General features: G+C 47.0%; 17 protein-coding genes. 10 read left to right on the top strand and 7 right to left on the bottom strand.

Features of this window, described 5'->3' with window-relative positions:
* Positions 1-60 precede the first annotated feature (60 nt).
* Positions 61-510, bottom strand: coding sequence for a hypothetical protein (locus H6F73_RS06345; RefSeq protein WP_190757938.1), 450 nt, complete (start codon positions 508-510; stop codon positions 61-63).
* Between the two features lie 339 nt (positions 511-849).
* Between H6F73_RS06345 and H6F73_RS06340 the strand changes: the two genes are divergently transcribed.
* Positions 850-1,563, top strand: coding sequence for an IS1 family transposase (locus H6F73_RS06340; protein WP_190758336.1), 714 nt, complete (start codon positions 850-852; stop codon positions 1,561-1,563).
* 117 nt (positions 1,564-1,680) lie between these two features.
* Here H6F73_RS06340 and H6F73_RS06335 read toward each other — a convergent pair whose 3' ends face one another.
* The 3 genes from H6F73_RS06335 to H6F73_RS06325 form a co-directional block, all read right to left on the bottom strand.
* On the bottom strand, positions 1,681-2,139 hold the full coding sequence (locus H6F73_RS06335; protein WP_190757937.1) for a peroxiredoxin: 459 nt from the start codon (positions 2,137-2,139) through the stop codon (positions 1,681-1,683).
* A gap of 154 nt (positions 2,140-2,293) precedes the next feature.
* Positions 2,294-3,190: a metal ABC transporter permease gene (locus tag H6F73_RS06330; protein WP_190757936.1), complete on the bottom strand. Its 897-nt coding sequence runs from the start codon at positions 3,188-3,190 to the stop codon at positions 2,294-2,296.
* A 65-nt stretch (positions 3,191-3,255) separates the two neighbouring features.
* Complete coding sequence (locus H6F73_RS06325) at positions 3,256-3,981, bottom strand: metal ABC transporter ATP-binding protein (RefSeq protein WP_242072381.1); 726 nt, start codon at positions 3,979-3,981, stop codon at positions 3,256-3,258.
* Positions 3,982-4,166: 185 nt separating this feature from the next.
* On the opposite strand from H6F73_RS06325, the gene H6F73_RS06320 reads away from it, so the two are divergent.
* On the top strand, positions 4,167-5,147 hold the full coding sequence (locus H6F73_RS06320) for a metal ABC transporter substrate-binding protein (RefSeq protein WP_190757934.1): 981 nt from the start codon (positions 4,167-4,169) through the stop codon (positions 5,145-5,147).
* Positions 5,148-5,329: 182 nt separating this feature from the next.
* Entirely contained in the window at positions 5,330-6,622 is a 1,293-nt protein-coding gene (locus H6F73_RS06315) for a DNA cytosine methyltransferase (RefSeq protein ID WP_190757933.1), read from the top strand.
* A 2-nt stretch (positions 6,623-6,624) separates the two neighbouring features.
* Here H6F73_RS06315 and H6F73_RS06310 read toward each other — a convergent pair whose 3' ends face one another.
* Entirely contained in the window at positions 6,625-8,073 is a 1,449-nt protein-coding gene (locus H6F73_RS06310; protein WP_347239481.1) for an LCP family protein, read from the bottom strand.
* Positions 8,074-8,371: 298 nt separating this feature from the next.
* Between H6F73_RS06310 and H6F73_RS06305 the strand changes: the two genes are divergently transcribed.
* The 4 genes from H6F73_RS06305 (at position 8,372) to H6F73_RS26395 (ending at position 14,155) form a co-directional block, all read left to right on the top strand.
* On the top strand, positions 8,372-8,512 hold the full coding sequence (locus tag H6F73_RS06305) for a hypothetical protein (RefSeq protein ID WP_190757932.1): 141 nt from the start codon (positions 8,372-8,374) through the stop codon (positions 8,510-8,512).
* Between the two features lie 46 nt (positions 8,513-8,558).
* Positions 8,559-9,620, top strand: coding sequence for a mannose-1-phosphate guanylyltransferase (locus H6F73_RS06300; RefSeq protein ID WP_190757931.1), 1,062 nt, complete (start codon positions 8,559-8,561; stop codon positions 9,618-9,620).
* Between the two features lie 129 nt (positions 9,621-9,749).
* Entirely contained in the window at positions 9,750-11,387 is a 1,638-nt protein-coding gene (locus H6F73_RS06295; protein WP_190758334.1) for an AarF/ABC1/UbiB kinase family protein, read from the top strand.
* 86 nt (positions 11,388-11,473) lie between these two features.
* Positions 11,474-14,155, top strand: coding sequence for a bifunctional serine/threonine-protein kinase/formylglycine-generating enzyme family protein (locus tag H6F73_RS26395; RefSeq protein ID WP_242072348.1), 2,682 nt, complete (start codon positions 11,474-11,476; stop codon positions 14,153-14,155).
* Positions 14,156-14,209: 54 nt separating this feature from the next.
* Here the strand turns inward: H6F73_RS26395 and H6F73_RS06285 are convergent, their stop codons facing one another.
* Positions 14,210-14,401 carry a hypothetical protein gene (locus H6F73_RS06285; RefSeq protein WP_190757930.1) on the bottom strand — a complete coding sequence of 64 codons (192 nt, stop codon included), beginning with the start codon at positions 14,399-14,401 and terminating at the stop codon, positions 14,210-14,212.
* 270 nt (positions 14,402-14,671) lie between these two features.
* Between H6F73_RS06285 and H6F73_RS06280 the strand changes: the two genes are divergently transcribed.
* From H6F73_RS06280 to H6F73_RS06270, 3 genes are all read left to right on the top strand, one after another.
* A complete protein-coding gene (locus H6F73_RS06280; RefSeq protein WP_190757929.1) occupies positions 14,672-15,352 on the top strand; it encodes an N-acetylmuramoyl-L-alanine amidase in 681 nt (226 codons plus the stop codon).
* A 106-nt stretch (positions 15,353-15,458) separates the two neighbouring features.
* On the top strand, positions 15,459-16,070 hold the full coding sequence (locus H6F73_RS06275; RefSeq protein ID WP_190757928.1) for a C39 family peptidase: 612 nt from the start codon (positions 15,459-15,461) through the stop codon (positions 16,068-16,070).
* Positions 16,071-16,164: 94 nt separating this feature from the next.
* Entirely contained in the window at positions 16,165-16,968 is an 804-nt protein-coding gene (locus H6F73_RS06270; protein WP_190757927.1) for an MOSC domain-containing protein, read from the top strand.
* A 20-nt stretch (positions 16,969-16,988) separates the two neighbouring features.
* Here the strand turns inward: H6F73_RS06270 and H6F73_RS06265 are convergent, their stop codons facing one another.
* A complete protein-coding gene (locus tag H6F73_RS06265; protein WP_190757926.1) occupies positions 16,989-18,185 on the bottom strand; it encodes a DUF3747 domain-containing protein in 1,197 nt (398 codons plus the stop codon).
* Positions 18,186-18,583 lie beyond the last annotated feature (398 nt).

The following is an 18,583-nucleotide window of genomic DNA, read 5'->3' as shown; positions in this document are numbered from 1 at the left end:
TTAATTAGATGCCATGAATAAAGCAATGTACATTGACTTTTCAATCTATATATCTATTTTTTAATTCTTAAAAACCTCCTTGATGCTATCAACAGTGCGCTCAACAGCATTCTTTGTATTGTCTACTGCTTCTTTAGTTCGAGCCGCATCTTCCTCTGCTCTTTGCTCAATTCGATCCCTATCTCTCTTGGCTTTGCGCTCAACGAAACTACCATCGTTATCCGTTGCTTGATCAACGCGAGCGGCATTTTTATTTGCAGTTTCCTTAACCTTATCTTTCGTATCCTCGATGAAATTTTTGGCTCGGCCAGCATCAACACTTGCTTTTTCTTGAACCTGATCGCCCGCGTCTGTCGATGCGATCAAGCTTGCAGCAGGAGAAGCCATTGCGGCGGTGTTTGAGAAAAACGCACCTTGCCAAACGAAGGTGATCGCTGACAGACAAAACAGAGTTGTTGCTATCCAGCGTCCTACAATGGAAAGCCGTTTCGTAAAATTATTCAGTTTCATTGAATACAATCTTTATGAGATTTAGCATTCTATTTGTACTTGATTTGGCTCATTGATCAAATCGTCCCCCAGATAGAGGTTCTTCTGTCATAAGTTTTTGAACGAATTCACTAATTTGATAGATTGAACGCGACGGTTCTCGTGTTTGTCATGCTTACTGGAGTTTAGACCGAAAACGTTGTCAACACAGCTCAAGCGACCGCAACTGGGAACCGCTTTGCTAGATTGGGCGGGTCAAGGCACTCCCGAGAAGCATTTTAGGATAACTTCCATCGGCGTTGCTGAAAGAGTAATGCTGAAGTGGAAGAATAGAGGGATGAAATGTTCATCGACTCAACAATGAAATGTCCTCAATGTCACTCAAGTCAAACGGCTAAAAACGGTGATCGTCGAGGCAGACAATGCTACAAGTGTAAGCACTGCACTCGTCAGTTCCTCGAATCCTACCGTCAGTGGGCTTACTCGCCACAGGTGAAGCAATTATGTATCAAGATGTATCTCAACGGCATGGGACTGCGGGGCATCGAACGGGTCAGTGAGATTGATCATACAACCTTGATGAACTGGATTCGAGCAGCTGGCCATCGATTGCCCGATGCGCCAGAGGCCGAAGAAATTCCAGAAGTGACAGAGTTGGATGAAGTGCAAACCTTTATTGGCAACAAAGGCAACAAAGTTTGGATTTGGACGGCTGTCAATCACTTTAGGCCAGGGATTGTGGCCTGGACCATCGGTGATTCGCCGAAGGCGACGCTGCGCGATCGCAGCGCCCAAACCTTCAAGTCTTTATGGCACACCGTCAGGTGTTGGCAGTGTTTCTTTTACGTCACAGATGGTTGTACGGTTTATCCAATGTTTATCGAAGCGGGTGCTCATCTGGTCAGTAAGACCTATATGACTCGTGTGGAGGGGGAAAACACCAGGTTACGACACTACATAGCACGACTACATCGCAAAACCTTATGCTATTCCAAATCCTTGGAGATGCTCAAGTGTTCACTTCGCTTGTTGCTCCACTATTTGAACTATCGGGTAGTACCTCTGTTCGCCTAAAACATTACCTTTTCAGCAACGCCATGACGACGAAATCGTCAATGAATTCTCAAAACAGAAGCGAAAAGAAAGAAATAAATTTTTCACTTCTCGCTTCTACTTGCGTGTTAATGGTTTCTAAACGTGGATTTGTCGCAATGTTTTCAGCGACTCCTCAATGTGAGCTTTAAAGTTCATCTGGGAGTTAAAGATATGCTGAACAACACCATCGCGATCAATGACATAAGTCACTCTACCCGGAAGGATTCCCAAGGTTGACGGGACGCCGTAAAGCTTCCGCAATAGGTTGCCACTGTCGCTTAACAGGGTGAAAGGCAGATTGTGCTTGGTGGCAAATTGCTGGTGAGACGCCAGGGAGTCGCCGCTGACGCCAATCACCTCAGCACCGGCATCCTTAAACGCTTGGTACTTATCGCGGAAAGCGCAGGATTGAGTCGTACAGCCTGGGGTGTCGTCTTTGGGATAAAAATACAGCACAACAGCCTTTTTGCCTCGGAAATCGTGGAGGCTGACGGGGGTGCCGGTTTGAGAAGGTAAGGTGAAATCGGGTGCAGTGTCTCCAACTTTGACTGTCATCGCGCCTCGCTACTACTCAATCTGAGTAAGATATTAACTTTTGTTATGCTACCGCGATTCGTTAGACGCTTGCCAGGAACAAAGCGCTGACAAATTCCCAAGTGCCGGTGGGGCTATATAAGTTAAGTAAAGTATTAGGATACCGACTGAGTCTTTACGAACGGGAACGCATTAAAGCCTTCAACTCCTGCCACACCGGCATCTGTCTCGAACCTGATCGGCGCTGAGTGAAAATACCTTGACTGGGACTGAACAGCAAAGCTAACACAAACAACCCAGATGTAACGAGAACAATTGCAGGGCCAGAAGGCAGGTTATAAAAATAGCTGAGATACATACCGGCAATGCTAGAAACAACCCCAATGCCGGCACCTAAAATCATGACTAAATGGAGACGCGAAACTAACAGATAAGCCGTCGCGCCCGGTGTAATTAGCAGTGACAAAACTAAAATAACCCCTACAGATTTCATACTCGCCACCACTGTTAGGGCGATCAATACCATTAGACCAAAATTAAGTAAATTAATCGGCAAACCCGCCGCCTGAGCGCCTGCTGGATCAAAGGTATAAAACAGTAATTCTTTGTACAGCAGCACCACAACCACCATCACAATTGCTGCTATGATGGCCGTGTCTCGAACTTCTAAAGCTGTAACACCCAGAATGTTGCCAAACAAAAAGTGATTGAGATCAATTTTGTTGTCTTTCTGAATAACCGTAATTAAAGTAATTCCGAGGGCAAAAAATGCAGAAAAAACAATCCCCATTGCCGCATCTTCTTTAATGGGTGATCGCGTGCGAATCCAGGCAATTGCCATTGCACTGAGAATGCCGGCAATGAACGCCCCCACGAAAATATTAACACCCAAAAAAAACGCAATTGCCAGTCCCGGCAACACAGAATGACTGATGGCATCACCGAGTAACGCGAGGCGCTGCACCATTAAATAACTGCCAACAACAGCGCAAATTGAGCCAACTAAAATGGCAATAATGAGTGAGCGCTGCATGAATCCATACTGTAGCGGCTCAATTAAAGCTTCAAGCATAAGAATTTAAGATAAAAACAGCATGAGTTTGTGTTTTATTTCGGGTACATTCGCAAAGTTAAGACTTATGCTGCTTCAGAAAAGAACATGACTTTACCGCCATAAGCGCGGTACAAGTTTTCTCGACTGAGAACCTGTTGCCGGCTCCCGGTTGCCACAACTTCAGTATTAAGCAAAATCAAATCATCAAAGTGAGTAATTGATTCGCCTAGATCATGGTTAACAACGAGTACAATTTTACCCTTTGATGCTAATTCATGGAAAATATCAAAGATTACGGCTTGAGTCTTTTGATCAATGCCAACAAACGGCTCATCAAAACAAAAAACCTCTGCTTCTTGAGCGAGTGCTCTCGCCAGAAACACGCGCTGCTGCTGTCCACCGGAAAGATCGCCAATTCGCCGGTTGTGGTAGTCACTCATGCCAACGCGATCTAAGGCATTTGCAGCAACTTGCCGGCTGACTGTAGAGAAGCGCCGAAACCAGCCGGTTTTTCTGATGCGTCCCATCATCACCACATCCCAGACAGTAGCGGGGTAAGTCCAGTCAATTTGCGAACGCTGCGGCACATAAGCCACGTACTGCAACTGTTCTGACAGGGTTTTGTCACCGTAGAGAACTTGGCCACTGGTGGCGGGAACTAATCCCAGCATCGCTTTTAAAAGGGTACTTTTCCCGGCACCGTTTGGCCCAATAATGCCGGTGAGTCGTCCGCCGCGCACAACACAGCTTGCATCACGCAACGCCTCTACCGTGCGGTACTGGACACCTAAATGACTAACGGTAATCATGAGATCGGAACTTAATTGGGTGTCGTTGAATTGATGTCGGAGTTGGGATATATCAAGATCGCGGGACAACTTGACGGTCTTCATAACCTGCTCTGTTGGAATGCTTTCTTTACAGCCTACTGCAAAAATGAAAGGAATATGAAAAAATCTATAAAGAGAAATAATCCGAGAGATATACAAAAGTGATGACTTACACACGAAGCATCAGAAACCTTTTGCTGCCGGCAGTTGTGGTTGTTTTGGGACTTTGGTTTAGTGGGTGTAGTCCCCAGGGAGGAAATCGTGAAGCATCAACCAACAGTGACAAGCCAAATGTAGTAGCAACGAGCACAATTATTGAGGATTTAACGGAAGAAGTGGCTGGGGATGAAATACAGCTCACCGGCATCTTGCAACCGGGTGCAGATCCTCACGTTTACGAGCCGGTGCCGGCAGATAGTGTTGCCTTAGAAAAAGCAGATTTGATTCTCTACAATGGCTACAATTTGGAGCCTGGGTTAATTAAATTAATGAATGCTGCCGGTAACAAAGGGCGTAAGGTGCCTGTGGGAGAAGTTATCAAGTCTTTGCAATTAGATAAAGCAGGGGAAAAAGTCCCCGATCCGCACGTTTGGGGTGATGTTAAAAATGTGATTCAGATGGTGAACCTCATTCGTGATGAGTTAATTTCGCTTTTACCTGAAGATCGAGAGAAATTCACACAAAATGCAACGCGACTGACAGGGGAATTAAAACAGTTAGATAATTGGATTGGCAAACAAATTGCAACCATTCCTGCCGATAAGCGCCGGCTCGTTACCACCCACGATGCTTTTCAATATTATGGACGGGCGTATCAAATAAAAATTATCGGCACATTGATTGGCATTAGTACCGAGGAGCAACCGAGCGCCCAGACTGTAAGAAAATTAGTGGATGCAGTCAAAGCTGCGGGTGTGCCGGCAATTTTTGCAGAAACAACGATTAACCCGGCGCTAATTACAACAGTCGCGGAAGAATCGGGCGTAAAATTAGCACCGAATCAGCTTTATTCTGATTCAATCGGGGCTGCCGGTGGCACAGGAGATTCTTATATCAAAATGATGGTTGCGAATACCCGCACAATTGTAGAATCTCTGGGAGGAAAATACACCCCCTTTGAGCCGGCAGCTCAATCTCAAAAATGAGTGCAGATGACTTTGTCAAAATCATTAATTAGGGGGTTTTATACACGCAAATAGTAAAAAAAATGATTTAAAAAATGACATTTTTTTGAAAATATATTACGCTAGAATCAATCAATGTAAGACATTTGATAAAGTCATCTATTTTTTATTTTAGCTAATTGAAATAATTTAAAAAGCTTGTTATGAACGGAACTACCCGTCCAATCGGTGTTGATTTGTTTGCCGGCGCGGGCGGCATGAGTTTGGGATTTGAACAAGCAGGATTTGATGTACTAGCTGCGGTGGAACTTGATCCCATTCATTGCGCGACTCACGAGTTCAATTTCCCGTTTTGGTCAGTTTTGTGTCAGAGTGTTGCCGATACAACTGCAGACGCCATCAGAAATTTATCTGCAATAGGAAATCGCGAGATTGATGTTGTGTTCGGTGGCCCTCCCTGTCAAGGATTTTCACTAATTGGCAAAAGGGCACTTGATGATCCTCGCAATTCCCTTGTTTTTCACTTTTTGCGGCTGGTTTTAGATCTTAAACCTAAATATTTTGTCATGGAAAACGTGCGAGGTTTGACCCTCGGAAAACATCAGAAATTATTGGAGGAGATTATAGAGGAATTTCAATTAAAGGATTATGAAGTAGAAGAAAATTACAAAGTTCTTAATGCCGCTCATTATGGCGTACCCCAAAATCGGGAAAGATTGTTTCTCCTGGGATGTCAAAAAGGCTTAACTTTACCGCAATATCCTGAAGCGATTACCTGCCCTGCAACATTAAGCGGTAAGAATTCCAGCAAATTATCTATGTTAACCTCGTGCCCGACGGTGTGGGATGCGATAGGAGACTTACCGGAAGTCGAAGATTACCCAGAATTGCTCAGCAAAGATTGGGTGATCGCAGAGTATGGAAAGCCGAGTCAATATAGCGGTCAACTTCGTAATTTTTATCCTGTAGATGATGATTATTCCTACCGGCGACAATTTAATTCGCAACTTCTGACTTCTAGTTTGGGTACACAACACACCCTGGAATCAATCAAAAGATTCGCCGGCACCGTTGCCGGTAAAATAGAGCCGATTAGTCGCTTCCATAAGCTTAATCCGCAAGGCATTTGCAACACACTTAGAGCCGGCACAGCGAGCAATCGCGGCGCTTTCACCTCTCCTCGACCCATTCATCCATTTACGCCGCGATGTATTACGGTACGGGAGGCAGCGCGGTTGCACTCATACCCCGACTGGTTTAGATTCCATGTGACAAAGTGGCACGGCTGCCGGCAAGTGGGCAACTCAGTGCCACCTTTATTAGCAAAAGCTGTAGCATCAGAGATTATCCGTGTTTTAAATGTACCGCTACAGAAGCCGGCGGAAAATTGGCAAATGGGAGAAGAAAAGTTACTCGAACTCAATATGTCTCAAGCAGCTAAGCGTTACGGTGTAAATTCACAAGTCATAGAACCGAGAACCCGAAGCAAAAGGTAAAATTAACGGCGAGGGGAAGAAGCAGATTTCAAATAAAATTGAACCCAATCTTGACCCACCCGAATTGTCAAATCAGATTCTAGCTCGCCCGTAGAATCCGATTCAATATTGCCAAACCCTAAGACTTTTTTAAGCTGTACTGCCCCTTGTAAATCACCTTTTTGAACAATAATCTGCGTCTTGAGGAGCCGGTCGGGCCAATCTTGCACAAGATACACATTATCAAAGCCGTGGTCTTGGAGATAGTTAACCGCAAACATTGCAATTTCAGGTGAATCAGAAGCGTTTTGAATCGCAATTTTCAGGGGACTGCGTAACTGACGGGCGGCAAAGCTATCGCCTTGAGGCAAATCTGCCTCACCTTCTCCCGGAACCTTTGGTTTAGATGAGATCGCAAAATAATCGCGCATGACCCGATCGCGCCCTTCACTATCCAGAATCCAGTAGCTAGCTTTATACTCTTGTGGATCGCTAAACCGACCGGGTAACATCACCATTTTTAAATCATCTGGTTGCATTTGAAGACTAAAATTCATCAGCGCTAGCATTTCTTCCAGGCTGAGATTCGTATCAATATACTTTTGCATCACCCGGATAATTTGAGGCAACCGAGGCAACACCGTCGAACTAGAAAGCCGGTTTCGCAATGCTTTCAGTAAACTCTGCTGCCGCTGTACCCGACCGATATCACCTTTATTTTCATTGCGGAACCGGGCGAACTTTTCTGCCTGTTCCCCATCAAGAGTTTGCCAACCTTCGGCTAAGTCAATATTGAGTTTCTGGGTTTCATCCACATAAGACATGGGGTGAGGGACAAACACCTCAACCCCACCGAGAAGATCCACTAACTCTCGAAATGCGCCGGTGCTGACGCGCACATAGCGATCAACCGGCACGCCGTTGAGGTTGCGACTCACCATCCGGGCGGCTAAAGCTGCGCCTCCCTTAACATTTGCCTCGTTAATTTTCTGCGTGCCAAATCCCGGAATTTCTATTTGAGTATCCCTAGGAATTGACAGCATATTCACCGTGTTTTCCTTCGGATTTACCCGCAGCAGCAGCATCGTATCACTGCGACCGGCAAAAATTTCTGGAGAGTTTTCCCGCGCCTTGGGAACGCGATCAATGCCCAAAATTAAAATATTGACGGGTCGTGTCAGCCGGTAATTAAAGGTTTCTTGCCACACATCCTGAAGCGATCGCCCTGCAGGCTCTTTAGGGCCAAGCGGGAGCGACAAAGGTGTCATCAGTGCTAGTGTTGCCCCTAGCGTGGCCGACATCGTTGCCGTCAGAATCAATCCTAAACTCCACAACATAGACCGGCTTGCGATCCCAGTGAATTTCAACACTGGCATTCGTTTGCCGGCGCTTGCAGACTTCTGTGGTTTTTCCACAACCTCCGATTGTTGAGAGTCTGCACCCTCTTTAAACGGATCTACTCCTTCTACCACCTTGACCTCACTCGCAAAACCACAGCCTGCGCGTACGGTTAAATTAAAATCAACGCGACTGATTATAGCCTGGGTTTTTTAATACACAGCGCCGGATCGATTGTAGATTTTAAATTTTAGAGTGTCGTTTCGCCGGCCAACGTGAAAACAGTCCTCCCTGTTGAAATCCCACAGAGATATCTAGAAGATTTTCTCGTTGACCGGCCAGACTTAAACTCGATAAAATCCGCACCCAGACTGTTTTCGAGCTTTAGACAGGCCGTGAAAATTTAACCCGAATCAACTGGATAGGAGCGCGTTGCTGAACCCTTACCCAATCTACATTTACGGGGCAGAACTGCTGAGCCGTATCCCCCCAATGGAAGATTTATCACCGGCAGCTCTACAATCATCGGTTGATCTTCACCCCACAGACGCAGAAAGCGGAAAAACCTTGTAGTATAGGGCGAAGAAAGATTGAGCTTCGCAACGGGCTAAAGCCAACCATGAATCGCTCCTTAATCCCTGTTATTCTTGCCGGCGGCAAAGGCGAACGCTTCTGGCCGCTCAGCCGGCGGCACCGGCCTAAACAATTTTTAAGTCTTGACGGCAGTGGCAAAAGTCTCCTGCAAGCAACCGCAGACCGCCTCCTGGCACTCGCCGGCGGTTGGGACGGGTTGTGGGTCGTCACCTCTGCCCAGCTTGCGGAAGGCTTGCGTGAACAGCTTCCCCAGTTGCCGGAAGAAAACTTACTGATCGAACCAGAAGGACGGGACACCGCGCCGGCAGTCGCTTGGGCAACCTTGGAAATTCAGCGCCGCTACGGGGATGATACTGTCATCGGCTTTTTCCCGGCAGATCACTGGATCGGGGACGAAGTGGCATTTGGGCAAACGATTAGCGCCGCAACCCAATTGGCGGCCTCTGAAGCGTCAATCGTCACCCTCGGCATCAAGCCGAACCTTCCCTCCACCGGCTACGGCTACATTGAGCAAGGCGACAGTGCCGGCACCTTTGAAGAATTGCCGGTTTATCGCGTGAGCCGGTTTACCGAAAAACCAGACCGGCAGACAGCGGAAAAGTTTTTGTCAACCGGGCGTTTTAGCTGGAATAGCGGGATGTTTATTTTCCGTGCCGGTGTTGTCCTGGCTGAACTTCGCACCCACGCGCCTACCCTGATGCAGCAGCTAGAAGCACAAGGACGCGATGCTTACCCGCAATTAGAAAAGATAAGTATTGACTACGCCTTGATGGAAAAAACCCAGTTAGCCTACGTGTTGCCGGCCTCTTTTGGCTGGGACGATCTCGGCGACTGGAATGCGATTGAACGCCTGCTCAAAGGAGACGCCGTCAATGTCGAATTAGCCACCCATGTTGGGCTAGACACCACCGGCACGATTCTCTACGCCGCTGACTCAGAAGAGGTGATTGTCACGATCGGTTTAGAGGATGTCGTCGTTGTACGCGATGGCAACGTCACTTTAATCGTCAAAAAAGACCGCACCCAAGACATCAAGCAGGTGATCAAAAGCCTACAGGCAGACGCCAAATTCGAGAATCTGCTGTAAGAATAAGTCTGGAGTCATTGGGTCATCGGGCTGACAGCTTGGGGATAGCTTATGGCATTCCTCCACTTATCCCATGCCCTAATGCCCTATGCCCCATGCCCAATCCCCAATTCCCAATCCCCAATTCCCATGTTTTCTTTAACCAGAACCAGTGGCCGCCAGGGAGAAATCATCGAAGTAGTCTTACGCAACGGCTGGGACTATATGCGAGTGCTGCTGACCGGCGGCAAATCCGATGAACCCAAACTGCCCACACCGGCTGTCCTGCGTAAAATCTTAGTGGAGTTGGGTCCGGTTTATGTCAAGTTGGGCCAGCTTCTGAGCACGCGCCCGGATCTATTGCCGGCACAATACATTGAAGCTTTGACGGATCTGCAAGCCAATGTGCCGCCGGTTCCTTGGTCAGAAGTGGAAGTGGTGATCCGGCAACAATTGCAAAAGCCTTTAGAAGAAGTTTTTGCCACCCTGGAACCGCGTGCAGTGGCTGCCGGCTCAATTGCCCAAACCCATAAAGCCACCTTAAGAGATGGCCGGCAAATTGCCCTAAAAGTTCAGCGTCCCGGCATTGATGTCGTTGTCGCCCAAGATATCTCTCTGATCCGGGCTTTGGCAGACTTGGTTGCCCTCACAGAGTTTGGCAAAGATTACGATGTTGTTGCTTTAGCCGATGAATTTGCCACCGCGCTTCAGGCAGAACTTGATTTCACCCAAGAAGCTAGCTACACAAATCAATTGCGGCGCAATTTGTCAACCAGTCGTTGGTTTGACCCTACGCAATTGATGGTTCCAGAAATTATTTGGGAATTAACCACTGAAAAGTTACTGGTTTTAGAGTGGCTAGACGGAGCGCCATTACTATTAGCTGATTTAAATGCCGGTTCTAATAATGGGGATGTTAGGGCTAAGCGTAAAGCCATAACAACCCTGCTATTCCGGGCTTTCTTCCAGCAAATATACATCGATGGATTCTTTCACGCTGACCCCCATCCTGGTAATTTGTTTTATCTCAGAGATGGCCGGCTCGCTTTGCTAGATTTTGGGATGATGGGCCGGCTTGACCCGCGCACCCAGCAAGTTTTGACAGAAATGCTATTAGCAATTGTTGACTTAGATGCAGCACGATGCGCTCAGTTAACCATGCAATTGTCGGATTCTGCTGTTCCGGATAAGCTGTCAAACTTGGAAAACGACTTTGCGCGAATGCTGCGGAAATATTACAACATCAGCCTTTCGCAAATTAACTTTTCTCAAGTATTTTACGAAGTGCTGCAAGTCTCTCGTGAAAATAAAGTTCGCTTGCCTGGTAGCTTGGGATTGTATGCGAAAGCACTGGCAAATTTGGAGGGAGTTGCACGTCAATTTGACCCCGACGTTAATTTACTCGATGAAGTTAAACCCTTAATTACAGACTTGTTTCGCCGGCAGCTTTTTGGCGACGATCCACTGCAAGCCGTTTTGAGAACTGCACTCGATATAAAAAGTCTTTCTTTGCAGTCTCCGCGTCAAGTTGAGTTATTGCTAGAGCGAGTTACTTCTGAAACGTTGCGGTGGAATTTAACTGTAAAAGAACTCGATGGGGTTCGCCGCACGATGGATGATTCAGCTAACCGGCTCTCGTTTAGTATTGTCGTTGGATCACTGATCATCGGGGCAGCCATTGTCTTTTCTAACGGTCAAAGTGTCGTTAGCAGCGCCTTGTTTTACGCAGCGAGTTTTCTAGGATTGTGGTTAATTGTTAGTATCTTGAGATCAGGCCGGTTGAGGTAATTTTAAACAGGGTCTTATTTTTTAATAAGATTTGTTGAGAGCTGCAAGATAGCTGGCATCAGTAAGGTGCCGGCGCAATGGCAATTATGCGAAAATCAATTAAATTGCCACTGCCCGGAGTACCCACTATGCTCGTTGCCGGCCAAATACTACGGAATCGCTACGAAATCGTCAAAGTGCTGGGAAGCGGCGGGTTTGCGGAAACCTATTTGGCAAACGATTTAGATATTCCCATCACTCCCAAGCCTAAATGTGTCGTCAAGCGGCTTCATCCCCAAGCAATTGAACCGGATATCCAGCGGTTATTTCAAAAAGAAGCAGAAATTTTATATAAACTGGCGCAAAACCATGAGCGCATTCCCAAGCTGTTTGCTTATTTTGAAGAAAATCAAGAATTTTATCTCATTCAGGAATTCATCGAAGGGCATGACTTAAGCAAAGAATTGAGTCCAGGCAAAAAGTTAAGCGAAACTTATGCGATTAAATTATTACAGGATATTTTAGAAATCCTGGCCTATGTTCACCAGAATAATATCATCCACCGAGATATTAAGCCCCAGAATATCATGCGGCGAAAAGATGGCAAGTTGATGCTAATTGACTTTGGAGCAGTTAAGGAGATTGGCATTCAGAAGACAATTTTATCAGGAAAAACGAGCCGCACGGTTTCTATTGGAACGCTTGGTTTTATGCCCAGCGAACAGGCAATGGGGAAGCCAAAACCAAGCAGCGATATTTACGCACTGGGGAGGACAGTCATTTTTGCTTTGACTGGAGTAGAGCCTGATTTGCTCGAAGAAGATAATGATGGTGAAGTGATTTGGAAAAATTACGCTTCTGTGAGCGATGGGTTAGCAGACATTTTAAGCAAAATGGTGCGAGATCACTTCACTGGGCGCTATGCGAATGCGACAGAAGCTTTGCAAGCGCTGAATTCTTTAGTGTCAGGATCAGCGCTGCCAACAGCCCCACCTCAAACGAAGACTATTATCTCGCCACCAGTCCTTCCGACTCCTTCCGTCCCATCTCAAGCGAGTACAGTAATTGCAGCACCCATTCTTCCAACTTATCCCTTTCAATTCATGACTGTTACCGTCAATGCTAGAGGAAAAATTGTTAATCGGCAGCAGGGACAAGCAGACGTTTTTACAGAAAAACTCAGTAACAACGTCAGTTTAGAAATGGTGTCAATTAAGGGCGGCAGATTTCTCATGGGTTCCCCAGAAACGGAAGAAGGGCGATATGGCTATGAAAGTCCTCAGCATCGGGTAACGGTACAGCCGTTTTTCCTGGGAAAATATCCTGTCACTCAAGCGCAGTGGCAATCAGTGATGGGCAATAACCCCGCTAACTCTAAAGGAAATAACAGGCCAGTAGAAAATGTATCTTGGAATGATGCCGTTGAATTTTGCCAGAAACTCTCGCAAAAAACCGGGCGTAACTATCGTTTACCCAGCGAGGCGGAGTGGGAATATGCCTGCCGCGCCGGCATTACCACCCCGTTTTACTTTGGCGAGACAATTACACCTGATTTGGCTAACTATGATGGCATTTATATTTACGCTTCTGGGCCACAGGGTCAATGTCGAAAACAAACAACCGATGTCGGGAGTTTCCCGCCCAATGCCTTTGGGCTGTACGATATGCACGGCAATGTCTGGGAGTGGTGTCAAGATGTCTGGCATGAAAATTACAACGGTGCGCCTTCTGATGGCAGTGCGTGGGAAATTGGGGGAGATAGCAAATACCGGTTGCGGCGTGGAGGTTCTTGGAACCTCAACCCCGCGTACTGCCGTAGTGCGCTTCGTATCAGGTACGGGCCGAACTTCAGGAACTACCACTTCGGTTTTCGGGTGGCACTCGTTCCCGCAGCGATCTCAGCGCCGGTTCTTCCCACTCCTTCCGTGCCGTCTCAACAGACTACAGTGATTGCAGCGTCTGCCCTTCCAACTTCCTCTTTTGAATTCACAACTGTTACCGTCGATGCTCAAGGAAAAATTGTTAACAGTCAGCAAAGACAAGCAGAAGTTTTTGCTGAAAAACTTGGTAACAATGTAATTCTGGAAATGGTGTCAATTCCCGGCGGCACATTTCTCATGGGTTCCCCAAACACGGAAGTAGGACGATTTAGCAGTGAAAGTCCACAGCATTGGGTAACGCTACAGCCGTTTTTATTAGGAAAATATCCCATCACCCAAGCACAGTGGCAAGCAGTGATGGGCAATAACCCGGCTAAATTTAAAGGTAATAACAGGCCGGTGGAAAATGTATTTTGGAATGATGTCGTTGAATTTTGCCAGAAACTCTCGGAAAAAACAGGACGCAACTATCGTTTACCCAGCGAGGCAGAGTGGGAATATGCCTGCCGCGCCGGCACCACCACCCCATTTTACTTTGGCGAGACAATCACCCCTTTTTTAGTTAACTATGATGGCAACGCCACCTACGCCTCAGTACCGAAAGGCGTTAACCGCAAACAAACAACCGATGTAGGGAGTTTTCCACCCAATGCCTTCGGACTGTATGATATGCACGGCAATGTTTGGGAGTGGTGTCAAGATGTCTGGCATGAAAATTACAACAATGCTACTTCTGATGGCAGTGCGTGGGAAAGTGGAGGAGATAGTAATTTTCGGTTGCAGCGTGGAGGTTCTTGGAAAAACTACCCCAGGTACTGCCGCAGTGCGAATCGTGGTGACTTGATGTCGGTCTTCAGCTACAACTTCGTCGGTTTTCGGGTGGCTCTCGATCCGATGAGGGCTATTTAACCCTTGTCTCTGTTACTCTTTTACCCTTTTCTTAGCATTTGATTTCACCGGCAATTAAAGCACCAGTTCTAAAACAGTTGAAGTTTGGGGTGACAATCTCCTGTCAATGGTTGTGATAAAGTGTTGTGTCACATATTCCATAATGACGGGTTGCAGCGTTAAGCCTGATTCACCGGCTTCAAGAAACATTCTAGCTTCGAGGGATTCTAACGCCTCTAGCAATTCCCGCCAAGAAACTTTCGGCAAGATTTCTTCATATAACTTGGCCGGCGTTACGGCTTCTCGGTTCTAAACTTTTGGCACTAAGAATTTGCAGACTTTCGGTAATAGAAAGTCCTATAAGATGAAACGAAGCATCATTGATTTGGGGCTGACGATGCCGGCTTTGCGCCGGTTAACGAATGTATCCGAGAATTTACACAAATTTACATAAATTAGTCACTTTTTCTCCCTGATACTCCCTTTACTGCCAGAAATAATTTCGTTATCACTAACCCTGAAACGAAAAATTAAGTTATGGCAAGCGATCCAAAAACCTATCAATTTGATCTTCCCACCACAAACCGGCCAACAGACGTTTCCATCCCAGAAACTTGGTATCCCGGCATTCGTAATTATTGGTCAGAATGTACAACGCAGCGCGATGTCCATCCCATTGACGGGATTAAAGCGGTTGTAATACACGCAACAGCCGGCACGAGTTCCGAAGGCGCAATTTCAGTCATGCGAGACGGCAAAGCCAGTTTTCATTGGCTGGTTCCAGATGAGAATGAACCGCAACATGGTCAACTCATTTGGGCTTGTGCGCCTGAAACTCTCGCAGCATGGCACGTTCGCAACGAAGTGTTTCACGCAGATGTGAATGCCGGCAGAACCAGAGTCAATCATTGGTCTTTGGGAATCGAAGTTGTGAACACACAAACAACAGCGGATAGGTTTTCAGATTGGCAGGTTGCTGTGACAGCAAAAATTGTTCGTTATTGTTGGGCAAAGTATCCCAATCTTCGCCATATCGTATCCCATGCAAAGCTCGACCCAGACCATCGTACAGATCCTGGGGTTAACTTCCCTTGGGATAAATTCAAAAGTTTAGTTTTATCTTCAAACGAGCAAGCACCTTTTGCGGCTTTCACCACTACGGCTAGAAATGCCGATGATATTTCTCCAAGTGCCGGCGATTCAAATTGCTGCTTTTAGGCTTAGAATATCTGAGCTTATATCTGGTGTCCGCGCTTTTTGCCGGCCTAGATTTCTTTCTCTAGCAATTTTTTCAGGATCGTCTAAAAATTTGTGAGGTCAAATCATGAAAGTTATTAAGGGTGTTCCCTATTTTTCTCAACTAGACAATGAGTTTGAACCCTACACAGCTTGTAATGTGACATCGCTTGCAATGTGCCTTTGGTACTTGGGTGTTCGAGGTAACGGTAACTACCATCAATTAGAGGATGAACTCTACAAACGGGCTGTTGACAAAGGCTGGAATCGTTTTACGACGCTGGGATTAAAAAGTCTAGCTGAAAGTTATGCCGGCATCAAAGACGACCTAACTGAAAAAGGCACTCTCAAAGATATCCGAGAAGCTATTGATCAGGAAAAAATTTGTATCGTACACGGTTTTTTTACAGCAGTCGGTCATATTCTCGTGATCAAGGGATACACCGACAATGGATTTATCGTTAACGATCCCAACGGAGAATGGTCTCCCTGGACTTATGACAAGAATGAGGCAGGAGGTAACAATAAAAAGGGAGAAAGTATTGAGTATTCCAAAAAAGCAATTACAGCTTGCTGCGATAGTTGGAGTATGGGTGAGGCAGAAATTCGCTATTCTTCGCTAAGCGATTCTCAAGCAGAAAAAGAAGCAGAAACAATTTGGCTGCACCGCCTTTATAAAGATAAAACCAAACTTGGATAAAGTGTTTTTAGTCATGGATTTGGTTGACATTTAATCACGCAATTAGCTTAAATTATTAAGGCATAATTGCAATTATTTTCATCAATCAAATCCCATGACACCGGCAGCAATCAAGCAGTTATTTACTTACCCGATTAAAGGTCTGACGCCCCATGAGTGCGAGCGCGTCACCCTGGAAGCAGGGCATGGCATTCCCGGCGATCGCGCCTTTGCCTTAATGTATGTCGAAGCCGATAAGATTTCCGACCCAGAAGAAAGCGTTCCCTGGCTGCCTAAAGGCAATTTTGCCATGCAGAACGACTGGCCTGGTTTAGCCGGCCTACAGTGCCAATACGAGCCGCAAACGGGCAATTTAAGTGTTCACCGGCAGGGGATTCCCCTATTCGTTGCAGACACCGGCACACCGGCAGGACGCGAACTCATCGGGGCATTTTTTACCGGCTACCTGGCTTCCCTGCACCCCACGGCAACCGCACGGCACCCAGAGAAAGCCCCCCTGCGCCTTGTCGGCAGCGGCACCGGCACCACACGCTATCCCGACCGGCAGCCGGTGCATATTTCCCTCGTCAGTCAGGCAACTCTTGATGCCATCACAACAGAAGCCGGTCAGCCGGTTGACGCCCGCCGGTTCCGTCCGAACATCGTTATAGATGGCGTATCCGCTTGGGAAGAATTCAACTGGATTGGGAAAGAATTGCAAATAGGAGAATGCCGAATCGCTATCTCCGCCCGGATTGGCCGGTGTGCGAACATAGATGTTAATCCCGAAACCGGCGAACGGGATATTCCCCTATTTTCCTTACTTCCCCAAAAATTTGGCCACGCCCAAACCGGCGTTTTAGCCACCGTGATTGCCGGTGGCCCTATCGCGGTTGGTGATCTTTTAAATCAACCGTAGAAGCATTAGCGCCCTTGCAATTACGGTGTTGGGGTTGCTGATTCCGACTTGACGCAGTTCAATGTCCGCAGAGTCGCCGCAGCCGCGTAGTTACGGCGTGCCGCTTGATCTGGGTAGAAGGCGTTGCCGGTTTCATTGAGTGGGGAAGCGACATTACAATAGCCAGACATCTGAGTGATCAGGGGAGCTGCCCAGTGAGTTGACGTGTCTGAGAACACTTTAGGCGTTTGTTTGGCACCGAGAGTCGTGGGCAGTCCGCGCAGCGATTTGCCCTTTTCTGCCGCCCGTCGCAACACTGCCATCATTTCAGCCCGTGTCACCGACTGTGCCGGTCGGAAGGTGCCATCTTGATAACCACTGATCAAGTTGTTATCGCGTGCCCATTGAATCTTCGCCGCACTCCAGCGCGAGGTATCCACATCCGGATAGGGGCGAGATGTCGCTTGAGTGGGGAGGGTGATATTGGCATTGGGGATGTTTTTCAAGGATTCCACCACCAAAGACACCAATTGCTCACGGGTTAAGGTTTCTTGCGGGCGGAAGGTATTATCGGAGAAACCGGCAACAAATCCGAGTTCCACAGCTTGATCGATTTCCTTGCCGTAAACATCGGTGCGGATGTCTGCGAATTTGGTTCCGCCGGTGTTACCCCCATCTGTTGGGGTAGCACCTAATGCTTGATCGCTGGTAAAGTAAACGTGCCCTAAAGTCTTGCCATCGTAAGTTCGTTTGGTCATCCGCCAGCCCGGATTCAGAACGATTTTAGAAAAATCATTGGAAAGGCCATTCGTTCTTCCGATTTCAATCACAGGTGCATTTCGAGTCGTGCTCGTTCCCAGCAGCCGGATATCTCCATCTCGGTTAACAACCCGCAGGCTGTACTGCAATCCTAAATCTTGATCGGCCATTCGGATAGAGTAGCCGTTGCTATCCAAGCTGCGGGAACAGATGCCGGTGAAGTCAAAGTTCAGCAGCAGCGGTTGCACTTGGACAGGACTCGACCCACTTTCACTCCAGCAGGGACGCGCACTCGATAGCTGTTCGATTACCAACAGTTTATAAGTATTATTGGCAAGCGGTTGAGCCACCGCAACGAATTTATTTTGGTCAACTTCTGTTTTGCCAAAAGTTGCAGCCAGAAGTGGGCTTAAAGCGGTGATTGTTGAGAGTGTTGCTACGGCAAAGGCAGCGAATTTAACGGGGAAAGATGTTTTCATGGTGTCTGGGTTAAATTAAGCGGTTGGCTGGGGTGGGGGTCAAGGTAAGTTCCTCTATATGTCGATTATTTCTGAGGTGCTTTCAACTGTTAAGAACATACGTTATGGTTCCTCAACTGTCTAGTAGGTTCTCAGCCGCAACTCACGTCCTTTTAAAGGGGGGAATGCTTCACCGGCATCCTTTCCAGGTTGTTTTTAGATTGTTTGCCGGCACCGCCTCCGGGAACTTTCCTTGTTGCAGTTAACAAACTGTCCAAATTTGGAAAGTTATTCCGGTTTGGGATAGCGAATAACTGCGCTGTGAGAGCGAACAAACAACGTTTACTCACTGGACGGTTCTCGTTTGAGATGTGCTTACTTGAATCTCTAGGCTATTATCACCCTTATTGGTAATTGCT

This window comes from Microcoleus sp. FACHB-68, from assembly GCF_014695715.1.
Classification (GTDB): Bacteria; Cyanobacteriota; Cyanobacteriia; order Cyanobacteriales; family Oscillatoriaceae; genus FACHB-68.
The sequence above is the reverse complement of the archived record's forward strand: the minus strand, read 5'-3'. Positions and strand labels throughout refer to the sequence as shown.

Coding starts and splice junctions, on each gene's coding strand:
- H6F73_RS06345 (WP_190757938.1), bottom strand. CDS start 510: ATGAAACTGAATAATTTTACGAAACGGCTTTCCATTGTAGGACGCTGG.
- H6F73_RS06340 (WP_190758336.1), top strand. CDS start 850: ATGAAATGTCCTCAATGTCACTCAAGTCAAACGGCTAAAAACGGTGAT.
- H6F73_RS06335 (WP_190757937.1), bottom strand. CDS start 2,139: ATGACAGTCAAAGTTGGAGACACTGCACCCGATTTCACCTTACCTTCT.
- H6F73_RS06330 (WP_190757936.1), bottom strand. CDS start 3,190: ATGCTTGAAGCTTTAATTGAGCCGCTACAGTATGGATTCATGCAGCGC.
- H6F73_RS06325 (WP_242072381.1), bottom strand. CDS start 3,981: ATGATTACCGTTAGTCATTTAGGTGTCCAGTACCGCACGGTAGAGGCG.
- H6F73_RS06320 (WP_190757934.1), top strand. CDS start 4,167: ATGACTTACACACGAAGCATCAGAAACCTTTTGCTGCCGGCAGTTGTG.
- H6F73_RS06315 (WP_190757933.1), top strand. CDS start 5,330: ATGAACGGAACTACCCGTCCAATCGGTGTTGATTTGTTTGCCGGCGCG.
- H6F73_RS06300 (WP_190757931.1), top strand. CDS start 8,559: ATGAATCGCTCCTTAATCCCTGTTATTCTTGCCGGCGGCAAAGGCGAA.
- H6F73_RS06295 (WP_190758334.1), top strand. CDS start 9,750: ATGTTTTCTTTAACCAGAACCAGTGGCCGCCAGGGAGAAATCATCGAA.
- H6F73_RS26395 (WP_242072348.1), top strand. CDS start 11,474: ATGCGAAAATCAATTAAATTGCCACTGCCCGGAGTACCCACTATGCTC.
- H6F73_RS06280 (WP_190757929.1), top strand. CDS start 14,672: ATGGCAAGCGATCCAAAAACCTATCAATTTGATCTTCCCACCACAAAC.
- H6F73_RS06275 (WP_190757928.1), top strand. CDS start 15,459: ATGAAAGTTATTAAGGGTGTTCCCTATTTTTCTCAACTAGACAATGAG.
- H6F73_RS06270 (WP_190757927.1), top strand. CDS start 16,165: ATGACACCGGCAGCAATCAAGCAGTTATTTACTTACCCGATTAAAGGT.
- H6F73_RS06265 (WP_190757926.1), bottom strand. CDS start 18,185: ATGAAAACATCTTTCCCCGTTAAATTCGCTGCCTTTGCCGTAGCAACA.